Source organism: Polymorphobacter multimanifer, from assembly GCF_014205635.1.
Lineage (GTDB): Bacteria > Pseudomonadota > Alphaproteobacteria > Sphingomonadales > Sphingomonadaceae > Sandarakinorhabdus > Sandarakinorhabdus multimanifer.
In genome coordinates, this window is sequence record NZ_JACIIV010000015.1 from 80,812 (window position 1) to 106,344 (window position 25,533).

Annotated in this window: 27 protein-coding genes and 2 riboswitches; of the genes, 15 read left to right on the forward strand and 12 right to left on the reverse strand. The window is 66.4% G+C overall.

Annotated elements, in window-relative coordinates; all coding sequences use genetic code 11:
* Positions 1-16: 16 nt before the first annotated feature.
* From FHS79_RS11380 to FHS79_RS11395, 4 genes are all read right to left on the reverse strand, one after another.
* Complete coding sequence (locus tag FHS79_RS11380) at positions 17-751, reverse strand: Bax inhibitor-1/YccA family protein (protein ID WP_184199838.1); 735 nt, start codon at positions 749-751, stop codon at positions 17-19.
* An 84-nt stretch (positions 752-835) separates the two neighbouring features.
* Positions 836-3,319: an ABC transporter permease gene (locus FHS79_RS11385; RefSeq protein ID WP_184199841.1), complete on the reverse strand. Its 2,484-nt coding sequence runs from the start codon at positions 3,317-3,319 to the stop codon at positions 836-838.
* Positions 3,316-4,023, reverse strand: a complete 708-nt coding sequence (locus FHS79_RS11390) for a dienelactone hydrolase family protein (RefSeq protein WP_184199844.1) — start codon at positions 4,021-4,023, stop codon at positions 3,316-3,318. The genes FHS79_RS11385 and FHS79_RS11390 overlap by 4 nt, the downstream gene beginning before the upstream one ends.
* Before the next feature lie 11 nt (positions 4,024-4,034).
* Entirely contained in the window at positions 4,035-4,748 is a 714-nt protein-coding gene (locus FHS79_RS11395) for an ABC transporter ATP-binding protein (RefSeq protein ID WP_184199847.1), read from the reverse strand.
* Positions 4,749-4,833: 85 nt separating this feature from the next.
* On the opposite strand from FHS79_RS11395, the gene FHS79_RS11400 reads away from it, so the two are divergent.
* Both FHS79_RS11400 and thpR read left to right on the forward strand, forming a co-directional pair.
* Positions 4,834-5,439, forward strand: coding sequence for an arylesterase (locus FHS79_RS11400; protein WP_341534445.1), 606 nt, complete (start codon positions 4,834-4,836; stop codon positions 5,437-5,439).
* On the forward strand, positions 5,440-5,979 hold the full coding sequence (thpR, locus tag FHS79_RS11405; protein ID WP_184199853.1) for an RNA 2',3'-cyclic phosphodiesterase: 540 nt from the start codon (positions 5,440-5,442) through the stop codon (positions 5,977-5,979). It begins immediately after the preceding gene.
* Here the strand turns inward: thpR and gcvPB are convergent.
* The 6 genes from gcvPB to FHS79_RS11435 all read right to left on the reverse strand — a co-directional run bounded on the left by gcvPB (position 5,964) and on the right by FHS79_RS11435 (position 12,113).
* Positions 5,964-7,526, reverse strand: a complete 1,563-nt coding sequence (gene gcvPB / locus FHS79_RS11410) for an aminomethyl-transferring glycine dehydrogenase subunit GcvPB (RefSeq protein WP_184199855.1) — start codon at positions 7,524-7,526, stop codon at positions 5,964-5,966. The two genes, thpR and gcvPB, sit on opposite strands and share 16 nt — an antisense overlap.
* A complete protein-coding gene (gene gcvPA, locus FHS79_RS11415) occupies positions 7,523-8,890 on the reverse strand; it encodes an aminomethyl-transferring glycine dehydrogenase subunit GcvPA (RefSeq protein WP_184199858.1) in 1,368 nt (455 codons plus the stop codon). The genes gcvPB and gcvPA overlap by 4 nt, the downstream gene beginning before the upstream one ends.
* A 5-nt stretch (positions 8,891-8,895) precedes the next feature.
* Positions 8,896-9,654 (reverse strand): class I SAM-dependent methyltransferase, encoded by a 759-nt coding sequence (locus FHS79_RS11420; RefSeq protein ID WP_184199861.1) that lies wholly within the window; start codon positions 9,652-9,654, stop codon positions 8,896-8,898.
* Entirely contained in the window at positions 9,654-10,025 is a 372-nt protein-coding gene (gene gcvH / locus FHS79_RS11425; RefSeq protein WP_184199864.1) for a glycine cleavage system protein GcvH, read from the reverse strand. The genes FHS79_RS11420 and gcvH overlap by 1 nt, the downstream gene beginning before the upstream one ends.
* Positions 10,025-11,128, reverse strand: coding sequence for a glycine cleavage system aminomethyltransferase GcvT (gcvT, locus tag FHS79_RS11430; protein WP_184199867.1), 1,104 nt, complete (start codon positions 11,126-11,128; stop codon positions 10,025-10,027). The genes gcvH and gcvT overlap by 1 nt, the downstream gene beginning before the upstream one ends.
* A gap of 43 nt (positions 11,129-11,171) precedes the next feature.
* Positions 11,172-11,292, reverse strand: a riboswitch (glycine riboswitch).
* Positions 11,293-11,294: 2 nt separating this feature from the next.
* Positions 11,295-11,389, reverse strand: a riboswitch (glycine riboswitch).
* A gap of 124 nt (positions 11,390-11,513) precedes the next feature.
* Positions 11,514-12,113, reverse strand: coding sequence for a hypothetical protein (locus FHS79_RS11435; RefSeq protein ID WP_341534446.1), 600 nt, complete (start codon positions 12,111-12,113; stop codon positions 11,514-11,516).
* Between the two features lie 153 nt (positions 12,114-12,266).
* Here FHS79_RS11435 and ispH point away from each other — a divergent pair, with 153 nt between their 5' ends.
* From ispH to FHS79_RS19165, 5 genes are read left to right on the forward strand one after another with little or no spacing between them, the layout of a single operon-like run.
* Complete coding sequence (gene ispH / locus FHS79_RS11440; protein ID WP_184199870.1) at positions 12,267-13,247, forward strand: 4-hydroxy-3-methylbut-2-enyl diphosphate reductase; 981 nt, start codon at positions 12,267-12,269, stop codon at positions 13,245-13,247.
* A 9-nt stretch (positions 13,248-13,256) separates the two neighbouring features.
* Entirely contained in the window at positions 13,257-14,216 is a 960-nt protein-coding gene (gene thrB / locus FHS79_RS11445) for a homoserine kinase (protein ID WP_184199873.1), read from the forward strand.
* Complete coding sequence (gene rnhA / locus FHS79_RS11450) at positions 14,213-14,692, forward strand: ribonuclease HI (RefSeq protein ID WP_184199875.1); 480 nt, start codon at positions 14,213-14,215, stop codon at positions 14,690-14,692. Before thrB ends, rnhA begins: the two co-directional genes overlap by 4 nt.
* Complete coding sequence (locus tag FHS79_RS19160; protein ID WP_184199878.1) at positions 14,689-15,138, forward strand: acyltransferase family protein; 450 nt, start codon at positions 14,689-14,691, stop codon at positions 15,136-15,138. Before rnhA ends, FHS79_RS19160 begins: the two co-directional genes overlap by 4 nt.
* The gene (locus FHS79_RS19165; RefSeq protein WP_184199881.1) at positions 15,138-15,875 is read left to right on the forward strand and encodes an acyltransferase family protein; all 738 of its coding nucleotides are present in this window, start codon (positions 15,138-15,140) and stop codon (positions 15,873-15,875) included. Before FHS79_RS19160 ends, FHS79_RS19165 begins: the two co-directional genes overlap by 1 nt.
* A gap of 98 nt (positions 15,876-15,973) precedes the next feature.
* Here the strand turns inward: FHS79_RS19165 and FHS79_RS11465 are convergent, their stop codons facing one another.
* Positions 15,974-17,371 (reverse strand): M20/M25/M40 family metallo-hydrolase, encoded by a 1,398-nt coding sequence (locus FHS79_RS11465; RefSeq protein WP_341534447.1) that lies wholly within the window; start codon positions 17,369-17,371, stop codon positions 15,974-15,976.
* A gap of 27 nt (positions 17,372-17,398) precedes the next feature.
* On the reverse strand, positions 17,399-18,496 hold the full coding sequence (locus tag FHS79_RS11470; RefSeq protein ID WP_184199884.1) for an MBL fold metallo-hydrolase: 1,098 nt from the start codon (positions 18,494-18,496) through the stop codon (positions 17,399-17,401).
* A 54-nt stretch (positions 18,497-18,550) separates the two neighbouring features.
* On the opposite strand from FHS79_RS11470, the gene FHS79_RS11475 reads away from it, so the two are divergent.
* From FHS79_RS11475 to FHS79_RS11510, 8 genes are all read left to right on the forward strand, one after another.
* On the forward strand, positions 18,551-19,150 hold the full coding sequence (locus tag FHS79_RS11475) for an FMN-binding negative transcriptional regulator (RefSeq protein ID WP_184199887.1): 600 nt from the start codon (positions 18,551-18,553) through the stop codon (positions 19,148-19,150).
* Positions 19,144-19,800, forward strand: coding sequence for an HAD-IA family hydrolase (locus tag FHS79_RS11480; RefSeq protein ID WP_184199890.1), 657 nt, complete (start codon positions 19,144-19,146; stop codon positions 19,798-19,800). The genes FHS79_RS11475 and FHS79_RS11480 overlap by 7 nt, the downstream gene beginning before the upstream one ends.
* A complete protein-coding gene (locus tag FHS79_RS11485; RefSeq protein ID WP_184199893.1) occupies positions 19,793-20,062 on the forward strand; it encodes a hypothetical protein in 270 nt (89 codons plus the stop codon). The genes FHS79_RS11480 and FHS79_RS11485 overlap by 8 nt, the downstream gene beginning before the upstream one ends.
* The gene (locus FHS79_RS11490; protein WP_184199896.1) at positions 20,059-20,757 is read left to right on the forward strand and encodes an ATP12 family chaperone protein; all 699 of its coding nucleotides are present in this window, start codon (positions 20,059-20,061) and stop codon (positions 20,755-20,757) included. Before FHS79_RS11485 ends, FHS79_RS11490 begins: the two co-directional genes overlap by 4 nt.
* 33 nt (positions 20,758-20,790) lie before the next feature.
* The gene (locus FHS79_RS11495) at positions 20,791-22,317 is read left to right on the forward strand and encodes an acyl-CoA carboxylase subunit beta (RefSeq protein WP_184199898.1); all 1,527 of its coding nucleotides are present in this window, start codon (positions 20,791-20,793) and stop codon (positions 22,315-22,317) included.
* Positions 22,287-22,784, forward strand: coding sequence for a DUF2269 family protein (locus FHS79_RS11500; RefSeq protein WP_243453312.1), 498 nt, complete (start codon positions 22,287-22,289; stop codon positions 22,782-22,784). Before FHS79_RS11495 ends, FHS79_RS11500 begins: the two co-directional genes overlap by 31 nt.
* 237 nt (positions 22,785-23,021) lie before the next feature.
* Positions 23,022-23,321: a UrcA family protein gene (locus FHS79_RS11505; RefSeq protein ID WP_184199901.1), complete on the forward strand. Its 300-nt coding sequence runs from the start codon at positions 23,022-23,024 to the stop codon at positions 23,319-23,321.
* Positions 23,322-23,651: 330 nt separating this feature from the next.
* Entirely contained in the window at positions 23,652-25,487 is a 1,836-nt protein-coding gene (locus FHS79_RS11510; protein WP_341534448.1) for an acetyl-CoA carboxylase biotin carboxylase subunit, read from the forward strand.
* Positions 25,488-25,533: the final 46 nt, after the last annotated feature.

Here is a 25,533-nt window from a genome sequence, read left to right on the forward strand (position 1 = left end):
AACCTGTGCCGGCGGATCAGCGGCGGTCGCCCATGAAGCGCAGCAGGAACAGGAAGAGGTTGATGAAGTCGAGATACAGCGTCAGCGCGCCCATGATGACGGCCTTGCCTGCAAAGCTGCTGCCCTGCACTTCATAGTAGAAGTTCTTAATCTTCTGCGTGTCGTACACGGTCAGTCCGGCGAACAGGAACACACCGATGATCGAGATGCCGAGGTCGAGTGCCGACGACTTCAGGAAGAAGTTGCCGATCATCGCGACGACGATGCCGATCAGGCCCATCATCAGGAACTTGCCCATCGCCGACAGGTCACGCTTCGTGGTGTAGCCGTAGAGGCTCAACCCAGCAAAACCCGCCGAGGCCGCGAAGAAGGTCGTGGCGATCGAACCACCGGTGTAGACGAGAAAGATCGTCGACAGCGATGCGCCCATCAGCGCGGCATAGACCCAGAAGATGCTCTTCGCCGCACCTTCGGACAGACGATTGATCCCGAAGCTGAGCCACAACACGAGCCCGATAGGGGCAAACATCACGATATACTTCAGGAAGCCCGGCTGCGTGAAGATCTGCGCGGCAAGCGAGTTCTCGCCGCCCTGCGCCATCAGCAGCGCGACGATGCCGGTGAGCAGCACGCCCGAAGCCATGTAATTGTACACCGAGAGCATATGCGCCCGGAGCCCGGCGTCGAAGCCGGCGTTAGCGTCAGCCGCGGAGCGAACCGCGCCGATGCGTGGATCCAGCGGATTGGCCATTCTTTCCTCCAAAAACCCGGCGAAGCTGCCGGTCATCTCCCGCAATATCGGGCAAGCGCGCCCGTTTTTCAATGGTCCCTGCCGTCACAGTCCCCGCAAAACCGCATTCGGCCGAGCCGAGAGCGCGCTCCACGATCCCGCGAGCCCCAGCAACACCGTCACCACCGCCCCCAAACCCACCGTCGCGACAACCGGCCACCAGATCGGCTCCCACTCCAGCGAGAACACCTGGGTAATGACAAACCACCCTGCCCCGGTGCCCAGCGCGAGCGCCAACCCCGAGACGATTCCGGCAAGCAGCAGATATTCCGCCAGCGTCGCCAGCGCCACCTGGCCGCGGGTGGCGCCGAGCAGCTTGAGCAGCACGGCATCATAGGTGCGTGCCCGCGCGCCCGAAGCAAGCGCGCCGATCAGAACCGCAATCCCCGCCGCCACCGTCACCGATGCCGCCGCCCGGATGGCCGCCGAAAGCTGGGCGAGCAGTTCGCTCACCTGGCCGATCACGTCCTTGACGCGGATGATCGATGCCGTGGGAAAGGTCTGGCCGACAACGCGCTGAACGCCACGCTCCTGCGCGGGCTCGACGGCGACAGTCGCCATCCAGCCATGCGGTGCGGCTTCGAGCGCGCCGGGCGCGAACAGGATCGCGAAATTGAAGCCGAGCGACTGCCAGTCGATCTTGCGTGTGCTGGCGATCTTCGCCTCGATCTCCACGCCGAGCACCGACACGGTCAGGCTGTCCCCGATCTTCAGCCCCAGCGCCTTGGCGGCATCATCATCGAGGCTGATGAGCGGCGGCCCGGCATAATCCTTCGGCCACCATGTGCCGCTCACCAGCGTGTTGGCCTGCGGAAATTCGGCGGCATAGCTCAGGCCCCGGTCGCCGCGAAGGATCCAGGCCTCGTCATTGGCCTTAATCTCCCCCGCCGGCACCCCGTTCACCGCCGTCACCGGCCCCCTCAGTGATGGCACAACGGTCATTTCCGCCCCCGGCGCGACCCCTGCAATAGCCGTGCGGAACCCTTCGATGCCCTCGCGCGGGACGTCGATCACGAAAAAGCTCGGCGCCTTGTCGGGAATGGTGCGGTTGATCTGGCCGGAAAAATTGCTCTCGATCGTGGCCAATGTGGCGAACAGCGTCAGCCCCAGCCCTAGCGCCATCACCAGCTGCCGCGTCGGCGCGCCGGGGCGGTGCAAATTGCCCAAAGCCAGTCTCAACAACATGTTGCGCGGCCGCGGCGCCCGCGCCGCCACCGCCCGCACCCCCGAAGCCAGCGCCCAGAGCAGCAGCACCAGCCCGATCGCGGCGCCAAGAAACGCAAAAACGAACGGCGTATCCCCGGCGCGCAGCAACGTGATCGCCACAATGGCAATTGCAGCCAGCACAATGACGGCAATCGTTCCACCACCCGGCCGAGCCTTGCGCTCGGTAAGGCTGCGGTAGAGGCGGGCAGCTGGCATCTTCGCCGCCTCGGCGAGCGGCCATAGTGCGAACATGAGTGCGATAAGAAGGCCATAGGCCGCCGAAGCCGCCAATGCCCCCCATTGCGGCGTGAGGCTGGGCGGCACCGGCAGGCTGTCGGCGGCAAAACTGGCGACCGCCCATGGCGCCAGCGACCCGAGGCCCAGGCCAACGACGATGGCGCCGAGCGTGACCAGCCCGATCTGCCAGAGGTAGATGGCGCGAACGAGCGCACTGTCGGCGCCCAGCGTCTTCAAAGTGGCGATGGTGCGGGTGCGGGCGCCGAGATAGGCGCTCACACCACCCGCCACGCCGACGCCCGATACGACGAGCGCCGTCAACCCCACCAGCGTGAGAAACTGGCCGAGATTGTTGACGAAACGCTGGGTGCTCGGCGCACCATTGGTGGCGTCGCGAAACTGGAAGCCGGCGTCGGGCGCAGCCGCCTCAAGGCCTTTGGTGGTGGCCGCAAGATCGGTCCCCGGCGGCAAGCGCACGCGGTAGCGACTGCTGTACTGGCTGCCCGGTCCGAGCAGCCCGGTGGCTTCGAGGTCGGCGCGCGCCATCAGCAGATTGGGGCCAAAGCCCAGGCCGTCGCCCGCCTTGTCGGGCTCCTCCACGATGATGCCACCCACCTTGAGCGGAAGGCTGCCGATCACCACGGCATCGCCGGTCCGCAGGGCGAGCTTGTCGGCAAGTGCGGTGGAAAGTGCCACGCTGCCGGGCTCCACCCGGTCGCCTCCATCCATCCGGAAACTGCCATAGAGCGGCCAATTGGCGTCGATCGCCTTGATCTCGGCGTAGGTGCGCTCTTCATTGGCCGGGTTGCTCGCCATGCCGCGCAGCTTGGCGACTTCGGAGACCGGGCCGAGTGCCGCAAGCTGCGCCACCTCGTCCTCGGTCGCAAAGCGGCCCGAAAGCCGCGCCTCGATGTCGCCGCCCAGTATCAGCTGGCCGCGCTCGGCGAGCCCGGCGCTGATCGCCGAAGACAGGCTGCCCACCCCGGCTAGGGCCGCCACCCCGAGGATGAGGCAGACGGCGAGCAGCCGCAGGCCCTGCAGACCGCCGCGGAGCTCGCGCAGCGCGAGACTGAGCGCCAGGCTCAACCGCCGAGCACCTCGGGCAGGAAGGCCATCAGGCTCGCCCAGGAGCGGCGATCGGCATCGGCATTGTACTGGATGCCCCCGGCTGGGTTGGCGGCGCCGGCAAAGGTGAAGGCGTGCATCGTCTGGCCATAGGCATGGATCTGCCAGTCGGCACCCGCGGCGTTGAGTTCATGCCCCAGCGCAACGGTGGCTTCGGGCGGCGCCATCGGGTCGTCCCAGCCATGCAGCACCAGCACCTTGGCGCTGATCGGCGACTGCTCGCCCAGCCCCGGCGGTGCGTAGATGCCATGGAAGCTTACGGCGGCCTTCACCCGCGGATCGGCACTGCGCGCCACATCGAGCGCGCACAACCCGCCAAAGCAATATCCGATGATGGCGATGCGATCGGCGTCGAGCGCCTCATGCGCCGCCGCGGCCTCGACCGCAGCGAGCAGCCGGCGGCGCAGCCCGGCGCGGTCGGCAAGCCACGGGTTCATCAGCGCGCTGTTGTCGCCGTGCAGATCGCCGCGATTTCCGGCGCCATAGACATCGAGTGCCAGCCCTGCATAGCCGGCTTCAGCCAGCCGATCGGCCACCGCATTGTCCTGCGCGGTCTGCCCTGCCCAATTATGGGCAATCAGCACCACCGGGTGCGGGCCATCGCCCGTCGGCAATGCCAGATAGCCGGCGCACGCAGTGTCTCCGTCGTGATACTGGAATTCCATCGTCGCTCTCCCTATTCCGCCACGTCTGCAAGTGCTGCCATGGTGCTGGTATCCCGCACGATATGCCCGTCGCGCATTTCGATGATGCGGTCGCAACGCGCCGCCAGCTCGGCATCATGGGTGATCAGCACCAGTGTGGCGCCGGTCTCGGCGAGCCGCGCGAACAGCATCTCGACCACCGCCTCCCCGGTTGCCGCATCGAGGTTACCCGTGGGCTCGTCGGCAAAGATCAGCGCAGGGCGCGCTGCCAGTGCGCGGGCGATGCCCACCCGCTGCTGTTCGCCGCCGGAAAGCTGGGTCGGATAATGGGTGAGGCGGTGCCCGAGGCCGACCGATTCGAGCTCGGCAGCGGCGCGCGCCGCATGCCCTCCGATATTGGCGAGTTCGAGCGGAACGGCGACATTCTCGAGCGCCGTCATCGTCGGGATGAGGTGAAAAGCCTGCAGCACGATGCCGATGCGGCCGCGTCGTGCCCGCGCCAGCCCGTCCTCATCGAGCGCCGAGAAATCCGCGCCAGCGACCATCACCCTGCCGCTGTTCGCCTGCTCCAGCCCCGCCAGAACTGCCATCAACGAGGATTTTCCTGATCCGGATGGCCCAAGGATCGCCAGTCGCTCGCCGGCATGAACTTGCAGGTTGACGCTCCGCAAAACCTCCACCCGTGCTTCGCCCGTTCCGAAGCCAAGGGTGACATTCTCGGCATCAATGACAATACTGGGCTGCATGGAGTTTTCCCGAAAAGGCCAATTCATGTACGACTCGAAACGACGATATGGCAACGACCGAAGGATTTACCAGTTCACACTCGGATTGTTGCTGCTGATGCTGCCCTTCGCCGCACAAGCGGCGCCGCGCACAATCCTCGCCTATGGGGACAGCCTGACCGCAGGCTATCAGCTGCGCCCCGGTGAAGGCTTTGCTCCGCAACTCGAAGCGGCGCTCAAGGCGCGCGGCCATGACGTCAAGGTGGCAATGGGCGGCGTATCGGGGGACACGACCGCGCAAGGGCGGGCACGAATGGCATGGACGCTGGCCGGGATAAAGGCAAAGCCCGATCTGGTGATCCTGGAGCTCGGCGCCAACGACATGCTGCGTGGCCAGTCTCCCGCCACCGCCCGCGCCAATCTCGATGCAATGATCGTCGAATTCCAGAAGCGCGGCAGCCGCGTGTTGCTGGCGGGCATGCAGGCGCAGCCGAACCTCGGCGCCAAATATGTGCAGGAATTCAACGCGATCTTTCCCGGCTTGGCAAAGGCGCGCGGCGTGGCGCTCTACCCGTTCTTCATGGACGGAGTGGCGTCGGTGAAGGGCATGCAGCTCTCCGATGGCCTGCATCCGACTGCCGGCGGCGTAAAGGTGATCGTCCGGCGCATCCTGCCCAGCGTCGAGCGCGAACTGGCCAAGCTGCCGAAATAGATGCACCGGCTGTTCGTCGCCCTCGAACTGCCGCCGCTGGTCCGCGACGCGCTGCTGGCCGTGCATGGCGGTGTTGCGGGGGCCCGCTGGCAGCGCGACGACCAGCTTCACCTGACGCTGCGCTTCATCGGCGAGGTCGATCGCCATCAGGCGCAGGACGTTTCCGCCGCACTTGGTTCGGTCAACATCCAGCGTTTTGCGCTGTCGCTGGGGCTGCCTGGCACCTTCGACCGACGCGGGCGGATCGACACGCTGTGGGTCGGCGTGACCCCGCAGTCCGAGGTGGGAGCGCTGGCCAAGCGGGTCGATTCCGCACTTTTGCGTATCGGCCTGCCGCCGGAAACCCGCGCCTTTGTGCCGCACATCACCGTGGCGCGGTTCAGCCGCATCGCCGGTCCATTGGAAGGCTTTCCTGCAGCCCCGCTGCCGGCCACGCCCTGGGACGTGACCGGCTTTGCATTATGGGAGAGCCGCCTCGGCCATGACGGCGCCGATTATGCGGTGATCGAACGGTACGGCTCCCACTACGCAGCCTTATAGCCGAGCACCGGCTTTCGTGCCGCGGCCGTCTCGTCGAGGCGGCGACGCGGCGCGAGGTGCGGGCTGGTGCGGAAGTCGTTGGGGGAGGCGAGCATTCGTTCGGCCACCGAGCGCATGGCGCCGATGAGCTGGTCGAGGCTGGCCTTGCTTTCGGTTTCGGTCGGCTCGACGAGCATGGCGCCGTGCACCACCAGCGGGAAGTACACTGTCATCGGGTGAAAACCCTCGTCGATCAAGGCCTTGGCGAGATCGAGGGTCGTCAGCCCGACCGGGCCCAGGAAGTCATCGGCGAACAGCGCTTCGTGCATGCACGGGCCGGTCTCGGCGAAGGGAGCAGTGTAGATGTCCTTCAGGCTCGCCAGCATGTAGTTGGCGTTGAGCACCGCATCTTCGGCCACCTGCCGCAGGCCATCGGCGCCATGGCTCATCATGTAGGCGAGTGCGCGCACGAACATGCCCATCTGGCCGTGGAAGGCGACCATGCGGCCAAAGCTGTGGTTGTGGTCGGCACTCTCTCGGGCCTGCATTTCTTCAACCAGTTCAAAGCCTTCGCGGGTTTTCCTGACGAAGGGCAACGGAGCGAAGGGGGCAAGGGCTTCGGAGAACACCACTGGGCCGGAGCCGGGGCCACCGCCGCCATGGGGTGTGCTGAAGGTCTTGTGCAGGTTGATGTGCATGGCATCGATGCCAAGGTCGCCCGGCCGCACGCGCCCAACGTTGGCGTTGAAGTTGGCGCCGTCGCAATAGACGAAGCCGCCGGCGGCGTGGACCGCAGCGCAGATATCGACCAGATCGGGCTCGAAAAGGCCGCAGGTGTTGGGGTTGGTGATCATCACCGCGGCCACATCGGGGCCAAGACGGGCCTTCAGGGCATCGACATCGACCCGTCCACGGGCATTGGCGGGTATGTTTTCGACCGTGAACCCGCAGAATGCGGCCGTTGCGGGGTTGGTGCCGTGCGCCGACTCCGGCACCAGCACGACCTTGCGGGAATCACCGCGTGCGTCGAGCGCTGCGCGGATGGCGAGCATGCCGCACAGTTCGCCATGCGCCCCGGCCTTGGGGCTCATCGCGACCGCCGGCATGCCGGTGAGCGTCATCAGCCAATAGGCCAGCCGGTCGATCAGCTCGAGCGCCCCCTGCACTGTTGCTTGCGGCTGCAGCGGGTGAATATCGGCGAAGCCCGGCAGCCGCGCCATCTTCTCGTTGAGGCGCGGGTTGTGCTTCATCGTGCAGCTGCCGAGCGGAAAGATGCCGAGGTCGATGGCGTAATTCTGGCGGCTGAGGCGGGTATAGTGGCGCACCGTTTCGGGCTCGGACAGGCCGGGGAGATCGATCGGCGCCGTCCGCGCCAGGTCACCCAGGCGATCCATGGCCTCGGGGACGGACTGGAGGTCGACGCCGCAGCGGTCCGTGCTGCCGAGCTCGAACAGCAGTGGCTCCTCGAGCATCAGCGCGCGGTTGCCGGTGAAGGTGACGCCGCCGGGGAGCTCGGGGAGCTGGTCACCGGAAAGGCGGGTCACGCGGCCGATATTGTTCATGCTCATGCCAGCACCTCATCGAGAGCGTCTTCGAATGCGTCGAAATCATTGTCGGTGGCGGTTTCGGTCACCGCCACCACCATGCCATGGGTCAGTTCGGCGACGCCGGGGAACAGCCGGCCGAGCGACACACCGCCGAGCACGCCCTTGTCGGCGAGCTTGCGGATGACCGGCCGCGCTTCGACCGGCAGCTTCAAGGTGAACTCGTTGAAGAAGCGCTGCGTCACCAGCTCGACACCGGGAATGCGCGCCAGCCGTTCGGCAAGCTGCACCGCGCGGGCATGGTTGATGGCAGCAAGCTGGCGCAGCCCCTTTTCACCGAGCAGCGTCATGTGGACACTGAACGCCAGCGCGCAAAGCCCTGAGTTGGTGCAGATATTGCTCGTCGCCTTCTCGCGGCGGATATGCTGCTCGCGGGTGCTCAGCGTCAGCACGAAGCCGCGCTTGCCATCGGCATCGACCGTTTCCCCGCACAGGCGGCCGGGCATCTGCCGCACATGCTTGTCGCGGCACGCGAACAGCCCGAGATAGGGGCCGCCGAAGTTGAGGCCATTGCCGATCGATTGGCCCTCGCCCACCACAATGTCTGCCCCCATCTCGCCGGGCGACTTGACCGCACCGAGCGAGATGACCTCGGTGACAACGACGATGAGCAGCGCGCCGGCGGCATGGGCGGCCTCGGCGAGTGGCGTCAGGTCTGCGACATGTCCGAAGATGTTGGGGTTCTGCACCACCACGCAGCTCGTCTCGGTGTCGATCGCTGCGATCAAGGTCGTCATATCGTCGCCGGGTGTGCCCGAGGTCAGGCTCGGGGTGTGCGTCAGCACCTCATCGTCGGTGAAGCGGGTCAATGTGTTCAGCACCGCCACATAATGCGGGTGCACCCCGCCCGAGACGATGGCCTTCTTCCGCCGGGTGACGCGGCGCGCCATGAACACCGCCTCGGTCATCGCCGTCGAGCCGTCGTACATCGAGGCATTTGCCACCTCCATGCCGGTCAGCCGCGCCACCTGGGTCTGAAACTCGAACAGCACCTGCAGCGTGCCCTGTGCGATTTCCGGCTGATAAGGCGTATAGGCGGTGAGGAATTCGCCACGCTGGATGATATGATCGACGCTGGCCGGCACATGATGCTTGTAGGCACCGGCGCCCACGAAGAAGGGCACGGTGCCGGCGGTCAGGTTCTTGCCCGCCATGGCTGCCAGTTCGCGCTCGACGAGCATTTCCGGGCTGTGGTTCGGCAGGCCCGCAATCGGCCCGCCAAGCCGGGCACTCTCGGGCACGTCGATGAACAGCGCATCGATATCGGGGGCACCGATGGTGGCGAGCATCGCCTCGCGGTCGGCCTGGGCCAGGGGAAGATAGCGCATCGGGGTTACTCCGGAAGGCGGGCAATGAAGCGAAGGCGGACGTAATCGGCGGTCCAGCGGCCGGACTGGTCGCGGAGCACGGGGATGAGGCGTTCGACCGTCTCGGCGATGACCGCCGGGCGGTCCTCGTCCGAAACCCCGGCGGCATCGAGGAAGCCGCCGCGGAAGGTTTCGAGCCAGGCGGCCATGCCGGTGGCGAGCGGGGTCGGGCGCGGGACGATCTCGGCCGTTTCCACCACCAGCCCGGCTGCCGTGAGCATGGCGGCATATTCATCCGCCTGCGGGTAGAAATTTGCGTCCGAAGATTCGGCCAGCCCATAGGTGGCGAGCGTGGCGGCGAGGGCCGTACGGATCGCGGCGATATTGCCTTGGCCGCCGAACTCGCCCACGAAACGTCCGCCGGGCTTGAGCGCGCGCACCACATTGTCGATCACCGTTTCGGGTGGGCGGATCCAGTGCAGCGTTGCGTTGCTGAACACGGCATCGAACAGGCCCTCGTCGGCGAGCGCGCGCGCATCGAGGTGGCGCACCTTGAGGCCACGCGCCCGCGCTGCTGCGGCCATCGCCGCATCGCCGTCGATTCCTTCGGTGATGGCGCCGGTGGCGGCGATCCTGAGCGTCAGCACGCCGTCCCCGCAGCCCAGGTCGAGCACGCGCTCGCCGGGCCTGGGATCGAGCATCGCCAGCACCACATTGCCAAGCGCCGGCACGAAACCGGCGTTGGCGGCGTAGAGCGCCGGGTTCCAGGCGGCCTGGTCGCCCATCAGAGCGTGGCGAGGAACGCGGTATAGGCTGCTTCGTCCATCAGCCCGTCGAGCTCGGACACGTCGGACAGCTTGAGCTTGAAGAACCAGCCCGACCCTTGCGGATCGGTGTTCACAAGTGCGGGCTCATCGGCAAGGGCGGCATTGGCTTCCACTACCTCGCCGCTCGCGGGCGAATACACGTCGGACGCCGCCTTGACCGATTCGACCACGGCTGCCTCGCCGCCCTTGCTGACCGTGCGGCCTGCCTCGGGCACATCGGCGAACACGACATCGCCGAGTTGCGCCTGTGCATAATCGGTGATGCCGACGGTGGCGATGTCGCCTTCGACCCGCAGCCACTCATGCTCCTTGGTGAAATAGGTCGTCATCAGATCCCTCCCTCGCGCACGTAATTCTTTGCCTTGAACGGCATCGGCACCACTTTGGCTGCAAGCCGCTTGCCGCGAACCTCGATCTCGAGCGGGCTGCCATCGGCGGAATGGGCTGCGGCCACATACGCCATGGCGATCGGTGCCTGCAGGCTCGGGGCGAACCCCCCCGACGTGACCGTGCCGACCGGCAGCGCGCCGGCAAACACCGTGGCCCCCTCGCGCGCCGGCAGCTTGCCTTCCACCGCCAGGCCGACGCGGCGCTGGACCGGCCCATCGAGAAGCTCGGCCATCAGCGCCTCGGCCGCTGGATAGCCCCCCTCGGCCTTGCGGCGCTTGGAAATGGCATAGGCGAGCCCGGCCTGGATCGGCGTCGTCGTCTGGTCGAGATCATGGCCGTAGAGCGGCAGCCCGGCTTCGAGGCGCAGCGAATCGCGCGCCCCGAGCCCGATCGGCTTGACCCGCGCATCGGCAAGCAGCGCTTCCGCGAACGCTTCGGCGGCGTCCGCCGGCACCGAAATCTCATAGCCATCCTCGCCGGTATAGCCCGAGCGGCTGACCCAGAGATCATGGCCCGCCCAGCTGAAGCCGGCCGAACGCATGAAGCGCAGCGCCGCGACGCCGGGCACCAGCGCTTCGAGCACCGCCACCGCCTGCGGGCCCTGCAACGCCAGCAACGCCCAGTCCTCGCGGTAATCGACCGCCAGCCCGGCCTCGCGCATCACCGCCATGTCGGCGGCCTTCACCGCGCCATTGACGACGAGGTAGAGATCGTTGGCGCGGCGCGTGACCATCAGGTCGTCGCGGATGCCGCCGCTGTCGTTCAGCAGCAGCGAATAGCGAAGTACGCCCTCGCCCAGCCCGATGATGTCCCCCGGCAACAGCGTTTCCAGAAGCGGCGCCTGGTCCGGCGGCAGCAGGATCTGGCCCATGTGGCTGACATCGAAAAGCCCGGCGCTCGACCGCGTCCAGAGATGCTCGGCGATAATGCCTTCATACTGGATCGGCATGGCATAGCCGGCGAAGCTCACCATGCGCGCGCCAAGGCGGCGATGCAGCACATCGAGCGGGAGAGGCAGCATGGATTGATCAGAATCGGCCATGGGGCCTCCGGCAACAACGGGCGGTGCGGACCATCCGCGCCACCTGCCCCCGTCTGTCACCGGACCTGAGAGCTTTGACCAGGCGAAGCGACGAAGCGCTGCGCTGGCTTACCCCTTCGGTGGGGTGCGGTCCTGCGGCCCACCCACTTTCCAGAATGTCGCAGAATACGCCAGCGCGGTCCGTTGTGCCTGAGAGATTCCGGGGGCGGCTTGCTCCTTCGGCGGCGACGGTTGCCCGCCACACTCTCCCGCGCTGGCGCCAAGCTTTCGCCTGACGACGCCGTATAACTGTCGCATGCCGACGGGCGAGTCAATCGGCATGCGACACAGGATTTCGCAAATGCAGCATCGGCCGCGTTCGAGCACTGCCGATCGCCGGCACTTGCTATTTCGTGACGTTGTACGCCAGCTGCGCTTCGGACAGCTGGAAACCGACGAGCAGTTCGAACGTGGCGGCGCGCAAAGCCGCGCGCACCTGCGGATCGGCCAGCGGATCGACCGCGGCATCGGGATCGCCGGGCTTGCGCTTGCGGTTGATGATCTGCTGTATTTCCGCGGGAATGCTGGCGGCAGCGCGACTGACCACCGCAGTTGCCGACCCGCTGGCCTGCGCCCGCGCCTGCCCGGTGGGAAACTCCAGCGTCACCTGCCCGACCTGCTTCGACACCACCAGATTGCCGCCCTGCACGACGCTGGCAAACACCGGCATCGCCAGGCTGCGCGGGCCGGCGGTGTCGGTGCGGCGGGCGATCACATCATAGCGCGCCGAGCCGGTGAGCTGGGCATCCCCCTCCACGCACGATTCGCGGACATTGGTGATGGTGGCGACAAGATCGACATTGGCAGCATCCGGGGCGGTGCCGGGATAGAAGAGGGTCAGATCGTTGGTGTAGAAGGGCACGGCGACCGCCGGGCACGGCGAGCGCTTGACGATAAGCGGGTTGCGATCGCACCCGGCCAGCGCGATGGCTGCGACCCCCAACACCAGCAGCGGCCGAAGAGTCGAAAAACGATGGGACACGGACAAGCCTTTGTTGGTCGGCACCACCGGGTGCGACATTTCGCGGGCACCTTAGGAGCGCTGCAACCCCGCTGCAAGACAGTGGCGCCGCCTGCACCGATCGCTTAAGACACGCACATGACCCTGATCGATTTCGCCCCCTCGCAATCCACTGTCGGCGATCGCCGGCCATTGACCGTGCTTGTGGCAGCACCACGCGGCTTCTGTGCCGGCGTGGACCGCGCCATTCACATCGTCGAGCTGGCGCTCGAGCGCTATGGCGCGCCCGTCTATGTGCGTCACGAGATTGTCCACAACCGCTTCGTGGTCGATACGCTCAAGGCGAAGGGCGCGATCTTCGTCGAAGAGCTCGACGAGGTGCCCGATGGCGTGCCGGTGGTGTTTTCGGCGCATGGCGTGCCCAAGGCGGTGCCGGCGGCGGCAGAGGCGCGCGGGCTCAACTATCTCGATGCCACCTGCCCGCTGGTGAGCAAGGTGCATCGCCAGGCCGAGCGGCTTGTCGACGCCGGTCGGCACATCCTCTTCATCGGCCATGAGGGCCATCCGGAGGTGATCGGCACCTTCGGCCAGGTGCCGGAAGGCGCCATGACGCTGATCGAGACGGTGGAGGATGCCGCTTCGGTGCAGGTGGCAGACCCGGAGAACCTCGGTTTCCTCACGCAGACGACGCTGTCGGTGGACGACACTGCCGACATGATTGCCGAGCTGCAGCGGCGCTTCCCCAACATCAACGGCCCGCGTGGAGACGACATCTGCTACGCCACCTCCAATCGCCAGGCGGCGGTGAAGGCGATGGCGCCGCGCTGCGATCTGGTGCTGGTGATCGGCGCCACCAACTCCTCCAATTCGCAGCGCCTGCGTGAAGTCGCCGAGCGCGAGGGGGCCAACGCCTGGCTGATAAACCGTGCAGCGGACATCGATTGGGCGTGGTTCAAGGACGTGACCACCGTGGGCCTGACGGCCGGCGCTTCGGCACCCGAAGTGCTGGTGCAGGAAGTGCTCGCTGCCATGGGGGCGCGCTTTGCCGTGACGACCGAGAGCATCACCACGGCCGTCGAGGATGTTGTGTTCAAGTTGCCCCGCGCCTTGACCGCCTGACGGCGCGCCATGGCCGTCTACACGCAAGTCTCTGCCGAGGCGCTGGCCGGGCTGCTTTCGGGCTATGACCTGGGGGATGCACTGAGCTTCAAGGGTATCGCGGAAGGCGTGCAGAACAGCAATTATCTGCTGGAGACATCGCGCGGTCGCTTCATCCTCACCCTCTACGAACATCTGGTCGACCATGCGGCGCTGCCATGGTTTCTGGCGCTTACCACCCATTTTGCCGATGCCGGCCTGCCGGTGCCGCGGCCGGTGCGCGATCGGCAGGGCGAGGCACTGCAGACGCTGCTCGGGCGCCCGGCGGCGATCATCGAATTCGTGTCCGGCGTATCGGTGAGCACGCCGACGCCGGCGCAGGCGCAGGCCGCCGGCGCCGCACTCGGCCGGCTGCACGGCAGCGCGCCGGGCTTCGGCAAGGCCAGGGAGAATGATCTTGGCCAGCCGCATTGGCCGGCGATGGCGGCGCGCTGCCTTGAAGGTGCTGCGGCGATCGACCCGCAGCTTCCGGCGCTGATCGAGGCCGGCCTGCGCGCCACCCGCGACTGGCCGGCGGGATTGCCGACGACCGAAGTGCACACCGATCTCTTTCCCGACAATGTGCTGATGCTGGGCGACACGGTGACCGGGTTGATCGACTTCTACTTCGCCGCCACCGATCTGGTGGCCTATGATTATGCGGTCACCCATGCCGCATGGTGCTTTTCCGCAGATGGCCGCGACCATGATCCGGCGCTTGCGAGCGCGCTTGCCGCCGGCCATGCCGGCACGCGCGGGCTTTCCGCCGACGAGATTGCCGCACTGCCGCAGCTCGGCGTGGGCGCCGCCCTCCGCTTCACGCTGACCCGCACCCATGACTGGCTCAACACGCCGGCGGATGCCCTGGTGACGCGCAAGGACCCGATGGCCTTTGCCCGGCGGCTGGCCTGGTATCTGAAGGCAACGCCGAACATGGTCTTGGGGCGATGAGCGAAACCGAAGTTGGCAAGCCGCGCGTTGTCATCGCGACCGATGGTGCTTGCAAGGGCAACCCCGGCATCGGTGGCTGGGGGGCCATCCTGCGCGCTGCCAATGGGCAGGAACGCGAGCTTTCCGGCGCCGAGGCGCATACAACCAACAATCGCATGGAATTGATGGGCGCCATCGAAGCGTTGAACGCGCTGAACAAGCCCGCCAAGGTGACGCTCTTCACCGACAGCATCTATGTGCGTGATGGCATCACCAAGTGGGTGCATGGGTGGATGCGCAACGGCTGGCGCACCGCGGACCGCAAGCCGGTGAAAAATCTCGATCTCTGGCAGGCGCTGGTCGAAGCGGCGGCGCGCCATGATGTCGAGTGGCGCTGGGTGAAGGGCCATGCCGGCGATCCGGACAACGAGCGCGCCGATGCGCTGGCCAATGCCGCGATCCGCCTGGGCGCCGGCAGAGTGGCACAGGCGAAATGAGCGCCACCGGCCGCTACCATTATCTCGACGTCGTGCGCGCGACGCTGATGCTGCTCGGGCTGCCCTACCATGTCGCACGCATCTATTCGGCCGGCGCGCCGAACTTCCTCAACGCCGATGTGGCCAGTCCCATGCTCACCTTGTTGTCGGACACGCTGCACAGCTTCCGGATGGAGGCGTTCTTCAGCATTGCCGGCTTCTTCAGCTATCTCATCCTTGTGCGCGGGCCGACAGGAAAATGGCTCGTCGAGCGCCTGCAGCGCGTGGGACTGCCGTTGCTCGTGTGCACGGTGGCGCTGGCGCCGATCATGACGATGGCAGTGGTGCTGGGCGAAGCAAGGCTTGCCGGAGAGACCGGGCAGGACCTGCTGGCTGCAACCGCCGCGCGGCTGGCGGCTGGCCCCGGCGGTTGGTTTACCACCTCTGGTTCCTCCACTGCCTGTTGATGCTGTGCTTTCTCCTCGCCGGGCTGCGCGGCCTTGCGGCCGAGGGGCCCGTCGCACGGCTGCGGCCGGTGGCCGATGGGCTGACACGCTGGATCTGCAGGCAGCCGGGATGGCTCGGCGGTGTCGTGCTGTCACTGGCCAGCTTCATCTTCGCACTGGCGATGCTTGCCTTGCAGGGCCCGCTGGGGATCGATCTTTCGCCGTTCGGCGCGATGTTCCGGCTGACCAATGTGCTGCAATTCCTGCCGTTCTTCCTCATCGGTGCGGCGATGTGCCGGCATCGGCCGCTGCTCGACTGGATGACGCGGCCCGATGTCGCGACGCCGTTTCTGGCTATGGGATCGGCGCTGCTTTTCGCCACCGTCTCGCTCGACATCACGCCCGTGGCCGATCCCCGGTTGCAACGCGTGCTGGTGGCGGCCTTTGCCTGCCTGGCCGGCGTCTTCTGGCTGCGGCTGCTGCTGGGTTTCTCGTCGCGCCACCTCGCCGGGCCCAACCGGCTGTTCGGCTATTTTTCCGCCGCCTCCTACACCATCTACCTCGTTCACCTGCCGATCGCGCTCTGGATGGGCGCGCTGCTGATCGGCAGCGGGCTTTCGGCGGGCACGGCCTTTTCGGTCAATCTGCTGGTCACGCTGGGATTGTCGGTTGCCCTGCATGAGGGTGTACGGCGCTCGAGCCTGCTGACCTACCTGCTCAACGGCAAGCGCCCCAAGACGGTCGCCGCGGTGGCCTGACCTCAGCTGACGACCGCCATTTCGTGGAGGAAATCGACAAAACCCATGGTGCAGCCAGCCAGGCCTTCCACCTTGGGGTTGATCGATTCGACGATGAATTACTCGTTCGGCGCATGGGCGCCCGAGCCATGGCCGAAGCCGAACTGGCCGGCAGGCAGGCTGACCGGCGGTGCGGTGAAAATCTCGCCCGGCCATGACCCGGCGAGGCGCGGGTAAAGCGTCGCGGCTGCCCCCGAGCGGGCATAGACGGCTTGCTGGGCGCGGATGACCCGGCTGTTCTCGGCTGTCTCGGTCGGACCATAGCCGCCGGTCACCTTGATCTCGATGTCGGCAAAACCCCGCTTGTCGAGGTGCGCGCGAAGCTTCTCGAGCACTTCGGCCTTGGTCTGGTTGGGCACCAGCCGGAATTCGCATTTCGCGGTCATCCGGCCCGGCAGGATGGTCTTGCCGCCCTGCCCGGTATAGCCGCCGACAAGGCCCTGGATGTTGAGCGTCGGCTCAGCGGCAAGCCGCTCCATCGCCTGTGGAAACGGCAGGTCGTCGATCCACACTTTCACGCCGAAGCCCGCCTTCACATCGGCTTCGCTGGCGCCGGCGGCGTTGCGCGCCACCAATTCCTTCTCGCGCGCGGTGAGCGGCCGGATATTGTCCCGGAAGCCGTCGATCATCACGGTGTTGCCATCGTCGGACACCAGCGTCTTGAGTGCTGCCACCAGCCGCCACGCCGGACTGTCCACCATCGCCTTGTAGCTCGAATGAATGTCCCCCTGCGGACCCCGGCCCCAGCGCTCGCCGCTGGCAATGAGCTCGAACTCAACCGCACCCTTGGCGCCGAGGTTGATGCTCACCGCACCGTTGCGCGCCTGCCAGGCGGTGGGGATGATCACGCCCTCGCACTTGCGCAGCGCCGCCAGAACCTGCGGGTCGGTGACCACATCGCGAAAGTTGGGCGAGGCGATTTCCTCCTCGCCTTCCGCCACCAGCACGAGATTGACCGGCAGCTTCTGCCCGGCGGCGCGCATCGCGTGCAGGGCGGCCAGAAATGCCGCTTGCGGACCCTTCTGGTTGATGGCGCCGCGCCCGACGATCGCCTGCCCCCAGCCGGGCTTGTTGACGATGCGCGCCGCAAAGGGCGGGGTCGACCATTCGTCAGGGTTCACCTGCTTCACGTCATACATGAAGTAGATGCCCATGGTCCGCTTCGCACCGACATCGAGCGTGGCGAAGATGCCGGGGTGGCCGGCGGTGGGCATGCGCTTCACGGTCTGGAAGCCGGCATCCTTGAGCAGGCCCATCGAATAGGCGCAGGCCTCCTCCATCTTGAAATTCTCGGCGGCGATGCCGGGATTTTTGATCCAGTCCTGGATGCGGGCGATATTGTCCGGCAGCTGGGTGTCGATGGCGGCGCGGACCTTCTTGAGGTCCGCCGCCCGCGCGACGCCCGGCAGCACCAGCCCGGCAGCCCCGGCCAGCATCAGACTCCTGCGATCGATCATCAATGTTGCTCCCCTCTCGCGTGTCAGTCAGGCCGCGACGAACCGATCGACCCCCGCAGCATCGGTCATCCGCCGCAGCTTGCCGCGCTCTTCCAGCCAATGCAGGTGTGCCACGGCCTCGCCGGTAGCGATGCCGTAATCGCCCTCGCCGATCGGCTTGCGGAACAGCGTGGCGAAGCTTTCGAACGCGGTGCGCGGCTCGGCACAGAATGCCAGCAGCTTGTCGAGCTTGGCGTGATGATCGTCGCGCAGCTGGTCGAGTCGGATGTGCAGGCCCTTGAAGGGCTCATTGTGAGCGGGCAGCACCAGAATGTCCTTGTCGACCGCGCGCAGCGTCTCGATCGATTCGAGCCAGTCGGCGAGCGGGTCGGCATAAGGCTCGGTCGGATAGACCGAGACATTGCTGGTGATGCGCGGCAACACCTGATCGCCCGAGATCATCACCCCGTCGGACACCAGGCAGCTGTGCTCGGGCGAGTGGCCGCGCCCGGTCACCACCGTCCATTGCCGGGCGCCGATGGTGAGCACATCGCCATCGCGGATGCGCTTGAAGCCGGCGGGCATGGCATGCACGATCTTCGAGAAATTGCCCCAGGGCCGGCCGCGCAGCGTTTCCACCGCATCATGCGGCCAGCCGGCGCGGATCGAGAAGTCCACCGCCTCCTGCGGCGGCGCTTCGCGCACGTCGAGGGTGAGGGTGCGTGCCAGCAGATATTCGGTGCGGGCGATTTCCAGCGGCACATTCCAGCGCGCGCACAGCCAGCCGGCGAGCCCGAGATGATCGGGATGATAGTGCGTCACGATCACGCGGGTGACGGGCTTGCCCGCCATCGGGCCGGCGAACAGCGCCTCCCAATGCTTCTTGCTGGCGCCCAGGTTGACGCCGGTATCGACGATCGCCCACCCATCCCCGGCGTCGAGTGCCCAGAGGTTGATATGGTCGAGCCCGAACGGCAGCGGCATGCGAAGCCAGTGGACCCCGGGCACCACCTCGAACAGCGTGCCGCCTTCGGGCACCCAGCGGCCGAAGGGATAATGCAGCCCGCGCCGCTCCTCGGGCGCCCGCTCCGCCTCGGGAGAGCCAAGGACGGGGCCCGTATAGGCAGTGAGCGAAGCATCGGACATGCCATGGGTCTAGGCGCGCTTGCCGCGTGCGGCAACTCCGGCAATAGAGAAGTCGTGCATCCCAACCCCGCCTTCAGCACTGCCGACGATGCTGCCGCACTAGCCCATGTGTCGGAGGTGGCGTTCGCGCATCTGTTCGTGGCTGAAAACGCCCGGATGCTGGTGGCGCATGCGCCGCTGCTGGTGGTCGATGGCGTGCTCTGGTTCCATCTTGCAAACAGCAACGCCATGACGCCGCTGCTCCCCGGCCGCAGGGCGCTGGCGAGCGTGGGCGGGCCGGGAAGCTACATCAGCCCCGACTGGTACGAGAATCCGGCCAACATGGTGCCGACCTGGAACTACCGCACGACCGAGATCGAGGGCGAGGTGCAGGCGCTGGGCCGCGACGCGCTGGAGGCGCTGCTGGTGCGCGCTGCCGCCACCTTCGAGCCGCGGGTGGGGCAAGGCTGGACGATGGACAAGATGGAGCGGCGCCGCGCCGAGGCGATGATGGGTGCGATCACCGGCTTCAGCATGACGATCGACACCGTCCGCCACACCGACAAGGCGAGCCAGAACCGCAGCGATGCCGATGCGAAGCGGCTGGTCGCGGCGTTCGCGGCGGTCGGGGATGGCGAGGGAGCCGCACAGATCCGACGGGTGCGCGGATGGTGAAGCTTGCGGTGTTCGATTGCGACGGCACGCTGATCGACAGCCAGCGCAACATCATCCTGGCGATGAGCGAGAGCTTCGCCCGGCACGGGCTCGCGCCGCCCGAAGACCATGCGACGCGGCGCGTGGTGGGCCTGAGCCTTGTCGAGGCGATGCAGGCGCTGCTGCCGCAGGCCGAGCCGGCGCTGCAGGAACGGCTGGCACTCGACTACAAGACGGCCTTCCAGCGCCTGCGCGGCGAACTGCGGCTCGAGCCCGAGCCCATGTATCCGGGCATCCACGATCTGCTCGAGCGGCTCCATGGTGATGGCTGGCTGCTGGCGGTGGCGACGGGCAAGAGCGACCGCGGCCTTTCGCTGGCACTGGCACACCATGGCATCGACCATTTGTTCGTCAGCCTGCAGACCGCCGACCGCCACCCCTCCAAGCCGCATCCGGCGATGCTGCGCGCAGCGCTTGGCGAGGCCGGGGCGAAGGCCTCGCAGGCGGTGATCATCGGCGACACGGTGTTCGATGTGATGATGGGGGTTCGTGGCGGCGTGCGCGCGGTCGGTGTCGACTGGGGCTATCATGACGCTGGCGAGTTGATCGAAGCAGGTGCCGATGGCGTGGCGAGCGATGCCGCGCATTTGTGGGAGCTGCTGCATGGCTGAGCGCAAGCCGAAACTGCGAGTCGTGGACACGTCGCCGCTGCCGCCCGACCGGCCGATCATGGATGCGGGCACTGCCAGGCGGCGCTTCGCACTGTATTTCGGGATCAAGCTGCTCGGGCTTGCGGCGCTGTTCGGCGGCGTGTTCCTTGGCCGCGAGGGGATGAGCGTCGCGCCGGTCGCGCTGCTGGTCTTCGGCGCCGTGTCGCTGTTCGTGCGGCCCAAGATGCTCGGGCTGACGACAAGGGCCGATCCGCCGCGATGAAACGCTTCTGGACCGATGTGGCCGTCACCGGCGATAACCCGTTCGGCGTGGCCCTTGATGGCCGCGCCGTGCGCACCCCGGCGCGCGACCCGTTGCTGCTGCCGACCCGGGTGCTTGCCGAGGCGGTGGCCGACGAGTGGCGCGACGTGACGGGCGAGGTGAAGCCTGCCGCCATGCCGCTGACCGGGCTCGCCAATGCCGCCCTCGACCTGATGGCCGCCGATGTGGATGGGCATGCGCTGCGGCTTGCCGAATATGCCGGGAGCGACCTGCTCTGCTACCGTGCCGAAGGCCCGGGGCCCTTGGTGGCAAAACAGGCTGCAGCCTGGGACCCGGTGCTGGCATGGGCGCAGCAGCGTTTCGACACCGGCTTTGTCGTGACCGCCGGCGTGCTGCCGGTGACGCAGCCCCCGATGGCGGTGCCGCGCGTGGCGGCGACGCTCGCTGCACTCGGTCCATTCGGTCTCGCGGCCTGCGCGCAGCTCGTGCCGCTTTCGGGCTCTGCGCTACTGGCGCTGGCGCTGGTCGAGGAGGCGGTCGATCTCGACACCGCCTGGGCCGCGGCGACGGTGGACGAGGCCTGGTCGGCGGAGAATTGGGGCGAGGATGATGACGCCACGGCCGCACTGGCGCTCAAGGCTGCGGCATTTGCCGCGGCGCATCGCTTTCTTGTGTTGGGGCGTGGGCGCGGCTAGTCGCTTGGGGCGATCTTCGGGTGAGGGGTTTCGATGCGACAGGTGTTGGCGGAGCTTGAGCGGCGGCAGGCAGCAGCGCGCGCCGGCGGCGGGGAGAAACGCGTGGCGGCGCAGCATGCCAAGGGGCGGCTGACCGCCCGCGAGCGCCTCGACATCCTGCTCGATCCGGGCTCGCTCGAGGAGCTCGACATGTACGTTGAGCACAATTGCGTCGATTTCGGCATGGCCGAGCAGACCATCCCCGGTGACGGCGTCGTCACCGGCAGCGGCACCATCAACGGCCGGCTGGTCTTCGTGTTCGCGCAGGACTTCACCGTGTTCGGCGGCTCGCTCTCCGAGCGGCACGCACAGAAGATCTGCAAGATCATGGACATGGCAATGAAGCTGGGTGCCCCGGTGATCGGCCTCAACGACAGCGGCGGGGCGCGGATCCAGGAAGGCGTGGCGTCGCTCGGCGGCTATGCCGAAGTGTTCCAGCGCAATGTGCTCGCCTCGGGCGTCATCCCGCAGATCAGCCTCATCATGGGGCCGTGCGCTGGCGGTGCGGTCTATTCGCCGGCGATGACCGACTTCATCTTCATGGTGAAGGACAGCAGCTACATGTTCGTCACCGGCCCCGAGGTGGTGAAGACGGTGACCAACGAGATCGTGACGCAGGAAGAGCTGGGTGGTGCTGTCACCCATACCACCCGCTCGGGCGTGGCCGATGTGGCGATGGAAGACGATGTCGATGCGTTGCTGCGCACGCGCGATTTCTTCGATTATCTGCCGCTCAACAACCGCGATGGCGTGCCCTGCCGCCCGACCGCCGATGATGGCGCGCGGCAGATTCCCAGCCTCGACACGCTGGTGCCCGATTCTGCCAACAAACCCTATGACATGCACGAGCTGATCGGGGCCGTTGCCGATGAAGGCACGTTTTTCGAGGTGCAGCCGGCGCACGCCGGCAACATCCTGTGCGGCTTCGCGCGGATCGAGGGGCATACCGTTGGCATCGTCGCCAACCAGCCGATGGTGCTGGCGGGCTGCCTCGACATCAATTCCTCGAAGAAGGCCGGGCGGTTCGTGCGCTTCTGCGATGCCTTCAACATCCCGATCGTCACCTTTGTCGATGTGCCGGGCTTCCTGCCCGGCGTGGCGCAGGAGCACAGCGGGATCATCAAGCATGGCGCCAAGCTGCTGTTCGCCTATGCCGAAGCGACCGTGCCGAAGATTACCGTCATCACCCGCAAGGCCTATGGCGGCGCCTATGACGTGATGGCTTCCAAGCATCTGCGCGGCGATCTGAACTATGCCTGGCCCACCGCGGAAATCGCGGTGATGGGCGCCAAGGGGGCGGTGGAGATCATCTTCCGCGGCAAAAGTGCGGAGGAAATTGCCGCGCGCACCGCCGAATATGAAGCGCGTTTTGCCAACCCGTTCGTGGCGGCATCGAAGGGCTTCATCGATGAAGTGATCATCCCGCGGGACACAAGGCGGCGCATAGCACTTGGCTTGCGCAAGCTGCGCACCAAGCAGCTGACAAACCCGTGGAAGAAGCACGACAATATCCCACTCTGATGATCTACGAGATTGCCAAGTTCCTGCATGTGACGGGCGTGGTGATGCTGATGGGTAACATCACGGTGACGGCAATCTGGAAGTTCTTTGCGGATCGTGATGGGCGGCCGCAGGTGCTGGCCTTTGCGCAGAAGCTGGTCACCTACACCGATTGGTCGATGACGGTGTGGGGCGTCGTGCTGACGATGGGCGGCGGCTATTTCATGGCATTCAAGGGTAATTTCGATCTCCTTGGGGCCGGCTGGCTGTTCTGGAGCCAAGTCCTGTTCGTGGGGGCGGGGCTGATCTGGCTGCTGGCGATCGTGCCCATCCAGATCAAGCAGTCGCGGCTTGCAAGAGCCTTCGGGCATGGCGGCGATGTGCCGGCAAGCTACCGCGCACTGTCGCGTCGATGGTTGGCATGGGGGCTGGTGAGCACCGTGCCGCTGGTGACGGCAACCTGGCTGATGGTGGCGAAGCCGGGCTGAGCATGATGATTGCCGACCAAGGCGCAACGCAGCGCGCGAACCCATCGCGCATAAGCGCCATAGCGAAAGCATAATCGCTGTTTGTTACACTGATGTGACACATTTCGCTTGCGAGGCGGAAAATTTGGGCGCAGCATGTGATCACTGGCATTTGGGAGGCCAGTTGATCCCGCGTTCGAGACAGAAACGGGAAGAGGAGAACCCTATCGTTTCCACATTGTTGTTGGAGTGCCGCTCATGAACAAAGTCTTCCTGCCCCTTGCGGCAATCGCTGCGATGATCTCCACCAGCCCTGTTTTTGCGCAGGACATGGTCGACGCCTCGCAGATCAAGATTCGCTATGACAAGTCCGATTTGTCTTCACCGGATGCACGTCGGGGACTGGAGCGGCGGATCAATTTCGTGGTCAACAATGTGTGTGGCGATGTTGCACTCGGCACCAAGGAAGAAGTCGATGCGCTGCGCGCCTGCCGTGCCGAAGCGCGTGGCATGGCGGAGGCGCAACTGCCGATAAGCGTGGCCGATCGCGGCAACTGAGCCGACCGGACATAACGTCAAAAAAGGCCGGTCGCCCTGTGCGACCGGCCTTTTTGATGTTGTTGCAATGAAATCAGGGCCGGCGCCGCGGGTGGGTGCGGCGCCGACCGGAAGCCGGCCGGTACGGGCGGGTGCCATGCCGGCTTCGCCCGCCTGATGCGCCGGCAGCATCGGCAAGGCCAATGACTCTTCTTTGTCGCGGTAAGTGACAAAAGCGATTGCGCCATCCGGTGTGGCATCGGCCGACCGCGCTGTGCCGGGGCTTGCCTCATGCTTGCAGGCAGCTATGTGGGTTTGGTCCGGCTGAAGAGCGCCTTGGGGGTTAGCAGCGTGTTCAAGAAGATCCTGATTGCCAATCGCGGCGAGATTGCCTGCCGTGTCATCCGCACCGCACGCGCCATGGGCATTGCCACGGTGGCGGTCTATTCCGATGCCGATGCCGGCGCGCTGCATGTCGAGCTTGCCGACGAGGCCGTGCATATCGGCGGCTCGCCGGCGGCCGAAAGCTATCTGCTCGCCGACCGCATCATCGCGGCCTGCCAGTCCACGGGGGCCGAAGCCGTGCACCCCGGCTATGGCTTTCTTTCAGAGCGCGCTGCCTTTGTCGAAGCGCTGACCGCCGCCGGCATCGCCTTTATCGGCCCGCCCGCCGAGGCGATTGCCGCGATGGGCGACAAGATCGAATCGAAAAAGCGCGCCAAGGCCGCCGGGGTGAGTGTGGTCCCCGGCTTTGTCGGCGAGATCGACGATGCCGACCATGCAGCAACCATCGCTGCCGACATCGGTTATCCGGTAATGATGAAGGCCAGTGCCGGCGGCGGTGGCAAGGGCATGCGGCTGGCCTGGGACGAAGCCCAGCTCCGCGAGGGCTATGACGGCGTCAAGCGCGAGGCGCTGGCCAGCTTCGGCGACGACCGGCTGTTCATCGAGAAGCTCGTCGAGCAGCCGCGCCACATTGAAATCCAGCTCATCGGTGATCAACAGGGGAACATCCTCTACCTCAACGAGCGCGACTGCTCGATCCAGCGCCGCCACCAGAAGGTGGTCGAGGAAGCCCCCTCCCCCTTCGTCACGCCCGAAATGCGCCGCGAGATGGGCGAGCAGGCGGTCGCCCTGGCGCGCAATGTCGGCTATTTCTCCGCAGGCACGGTCGAATTCATCGCCGGGGCCGATCGCAGCTTCTACTTCCTCGAGATGAACACCCGGCTGCAGGTCGAGCATCCCGTCACCGAATGCATCACCGGCCTCGATCTGGTCGAGCTGATGATCCGCGTCGCGGCCGGCGAGCCGCTGCCGCTCACCCAGGCCGATGTGAAGCTCGATGGCCATGCCGTCGAGACGCGCGTCTATGCCGAAGATCCGTATCGCGGCTTCCTGCCCTCGATCGGCCGCCTGAGCCGCTGCCGCCCGCCTGCCGAGGGTATGCAGGGCGGCGCGCTCGTCCGCGTCGACACCGGCGTGCGCGAGGGTGCCGAAATCAGCATGTTCTACGATCCGATGATCGCCAAGCTCATCACCCATGCCCCCACCCGCGCCGAAGCCATTGCCGCGCAGGCGGCAGCGCTCGACCGTTACCTGATCCGCGGCATCAGCCATAATATCGACTTTCTGGCCTCGATCATGGGCCATGCGCGCTTCCAGGCCGGCGAGGCGGTGACCACCGGCTTCATCGCCGAGGAATACCCCGACGGGTTCCACGGCGCCCCGCTCGATGCCGGCACACGCGATGCGCTGATCGCCACTGCCGCCGTGGTGCAGGTGATCCGCGCCGACCGCGCACAGGAGATCGACGGCCAGCTCGGTGGACACACGCAGGGCCTGTTCGGCGCCGACTGGGTCGTCCAGCTCGGCGACGAGCTGGTGCCGGTGACCGTGAAGGGCGACGAGAGCGGCTTCGGCATCACCTTAGAAGGCCGCACGCTTGGCGTCAGCACCGACTGGCAGCTCGGCCAGCCGCTGTTCGAGGCCGATATTGCCGGCACACAGCGCGGTATTGCCGTGGCCGAGGCCGGCAGCTTCCTCCGCCTCACCACACGCGGCGCCACGCACATGCTGCGCGTGCTCACCCCGCGCGCGGCCGAGCTGGCGCGGCACATGATCGCCAAGGTGCCGCCGGACGTAGCCGGGGCAGATTCCCGGGCAGAGCGTCTTCCCTTTGGGTCGTAGCTGTGATTCACACTGCCGATGACTCTGGGAGGATCAGACCCTGTTG

Excerpts from the sequence above, each read along its gene's own strand:
- rnhA (WP_184199875.1), top strand. The coding sequence starts at position 14,213 with ATGAGCGAAACCGAAGTTGGCAAGCCGCGCGTTGTCATCGCGACCGAT.
- gcvH (WP_184199864.1), bottom strand. The coding sequence starts at position 10,025 with ATGACGACCTATTTCACCAAGGAGCATGAGTGGCTGCGGGTCGAAGGC.
- FHS79_RS11470 (WP_184199884.1), bottom strand. The coding sequence starts at position 18,496 with ATGTCCGATGCTTCGCTCACTGCCTATACGGGCCCCGTCCTTGGCTCT.
- FHS79_RS11480 (WP_184199890.1), top strand. The coding sequence starts at position 19,144 with ATGGTGAAGCTTGCGGTGTTCGATTGCGACGGCACGCTGATCGACAGC.
- FHS79_RS11420 (WP_184199861.1), bottom strand. The coding sequence starts at position 9,654 with ATGGGCGACCAGGCCGCCTGGAACCCGGCGCTCTACGCCGCCAACGCC.
- FHS79_RS11505 (WP_184199901.1), top strand. The coding sequence starts at position 23,022 with ATGAACAAAGTCTTCCTGCCCCTTGCGGCAATCGCTGCGATGATCTCC.
- gcvT (WP_184199867.1), bottom strand. The coding sequence starts at position 11,128 with ATGGCCGATTCTGATCAATCCATGCTGCCTCTCCCGCTCGATGTGCTG.
- FHS79_RS11390 (WP_184199844.1), bottom strand. The coding sequence starts at position 4,023 with ATGGAATTCCAGTATCACGACGGAGACACTGCGTGCGCCGGCTATCTG.
- FHS79_RS11395 (WP_184199847.1), bottom strand. The coding sequence starts at position 4,748 with ATGCAGCCCAGTATTGTCATTGATGCCGAGAATGTCACCCTTGGCTTC.
- thrB (WP_184199873.1), top strand. The coding sequence starts at position 13,257 with ATGGCCGTCTACACGCAAGTCTCTGCCGAGGCGCTGGCCGGGCTGCTT.
- ispH (WP_184199870.1), top strand. The coding sequence starts at position 12,267 with ATGACCCTGATCGATTTCGCCCCCTCGCAATCCACTGTCGGCGATCGC.
- FHS79_RS11485 (WP_184199893.1), top strand. The coding sequence starts at position 19,793 with ATGGCTGAGCGCAAGCCGAAACTGCGAGTCGTGGACACGTCGCCGCTG.
- gcvPB (WP_184199855.1), bottom strand. The coding sequence starts at position 7,526 with ATGAGCATGAACAATATCGGCCGCGTGACCCGCCTTTCCGGTGACCAG.
- FHS79_RS11380 (WP_184199838.1), bottom strand. The coding sequence starts at position 751 with ATGGCCAATCCGCTGGATCCACGCATCGGCGCGGTTCGCTCCGCGGCT.
- FHS79_RS11465 (WP_341534447.1), bottom strand. The coding sequence starts at position 17,371 with ATGATCGATCGCAGGAGTCTGATGCTGGCCGGGGCTGCCGGGCTGGTG.
- FHS79_RS19165 (WP_184199881.1), top strand. The coding sequence starts at position 15,138 with ATGCTGTGCTTTCTCCTCGCCGGGCTGCGCGGCCTTGCGGCCGAGGGG.
- FHS79_RS11495 (WP_184199898.1), top strand. The coding sequence starts at position 20,791 with ATGCGACAGGTGTTGGCGGAGCTTGAGCGGCGGCAGGCAGCAGCGCGC.
- thpR (WP_184199853.1), top strand. The coding sequence starts at position 5,440 with ATGCACCGGCTGTTCGTCGCCCTCGAACTGCCGCCGCTGGTCCGCGAC.
- gcvPA (WP_184199858.1), bottom strand. The coding sequence starts at position 8,890 with ATGCGCTATCTTCCCCTGGCCCAGGCCGACCGCGAGGCGATGCTCGCC.
- FHS79_RS11490 (WP_184199896.1), top strand. The coding sequence starts at position 20,059 with ATGAAACGCTTCTGGACCGATGTGGCCGTCACCGGCGATAACCCGTTC.
- FHS79_RS19160 (WP_184199878.1), top strand. The coding sequence starts at position 14,689 with ATGAGCGCCACCGGCCGCTACCATTATCTCGACGTCGTGCGCGCGACG.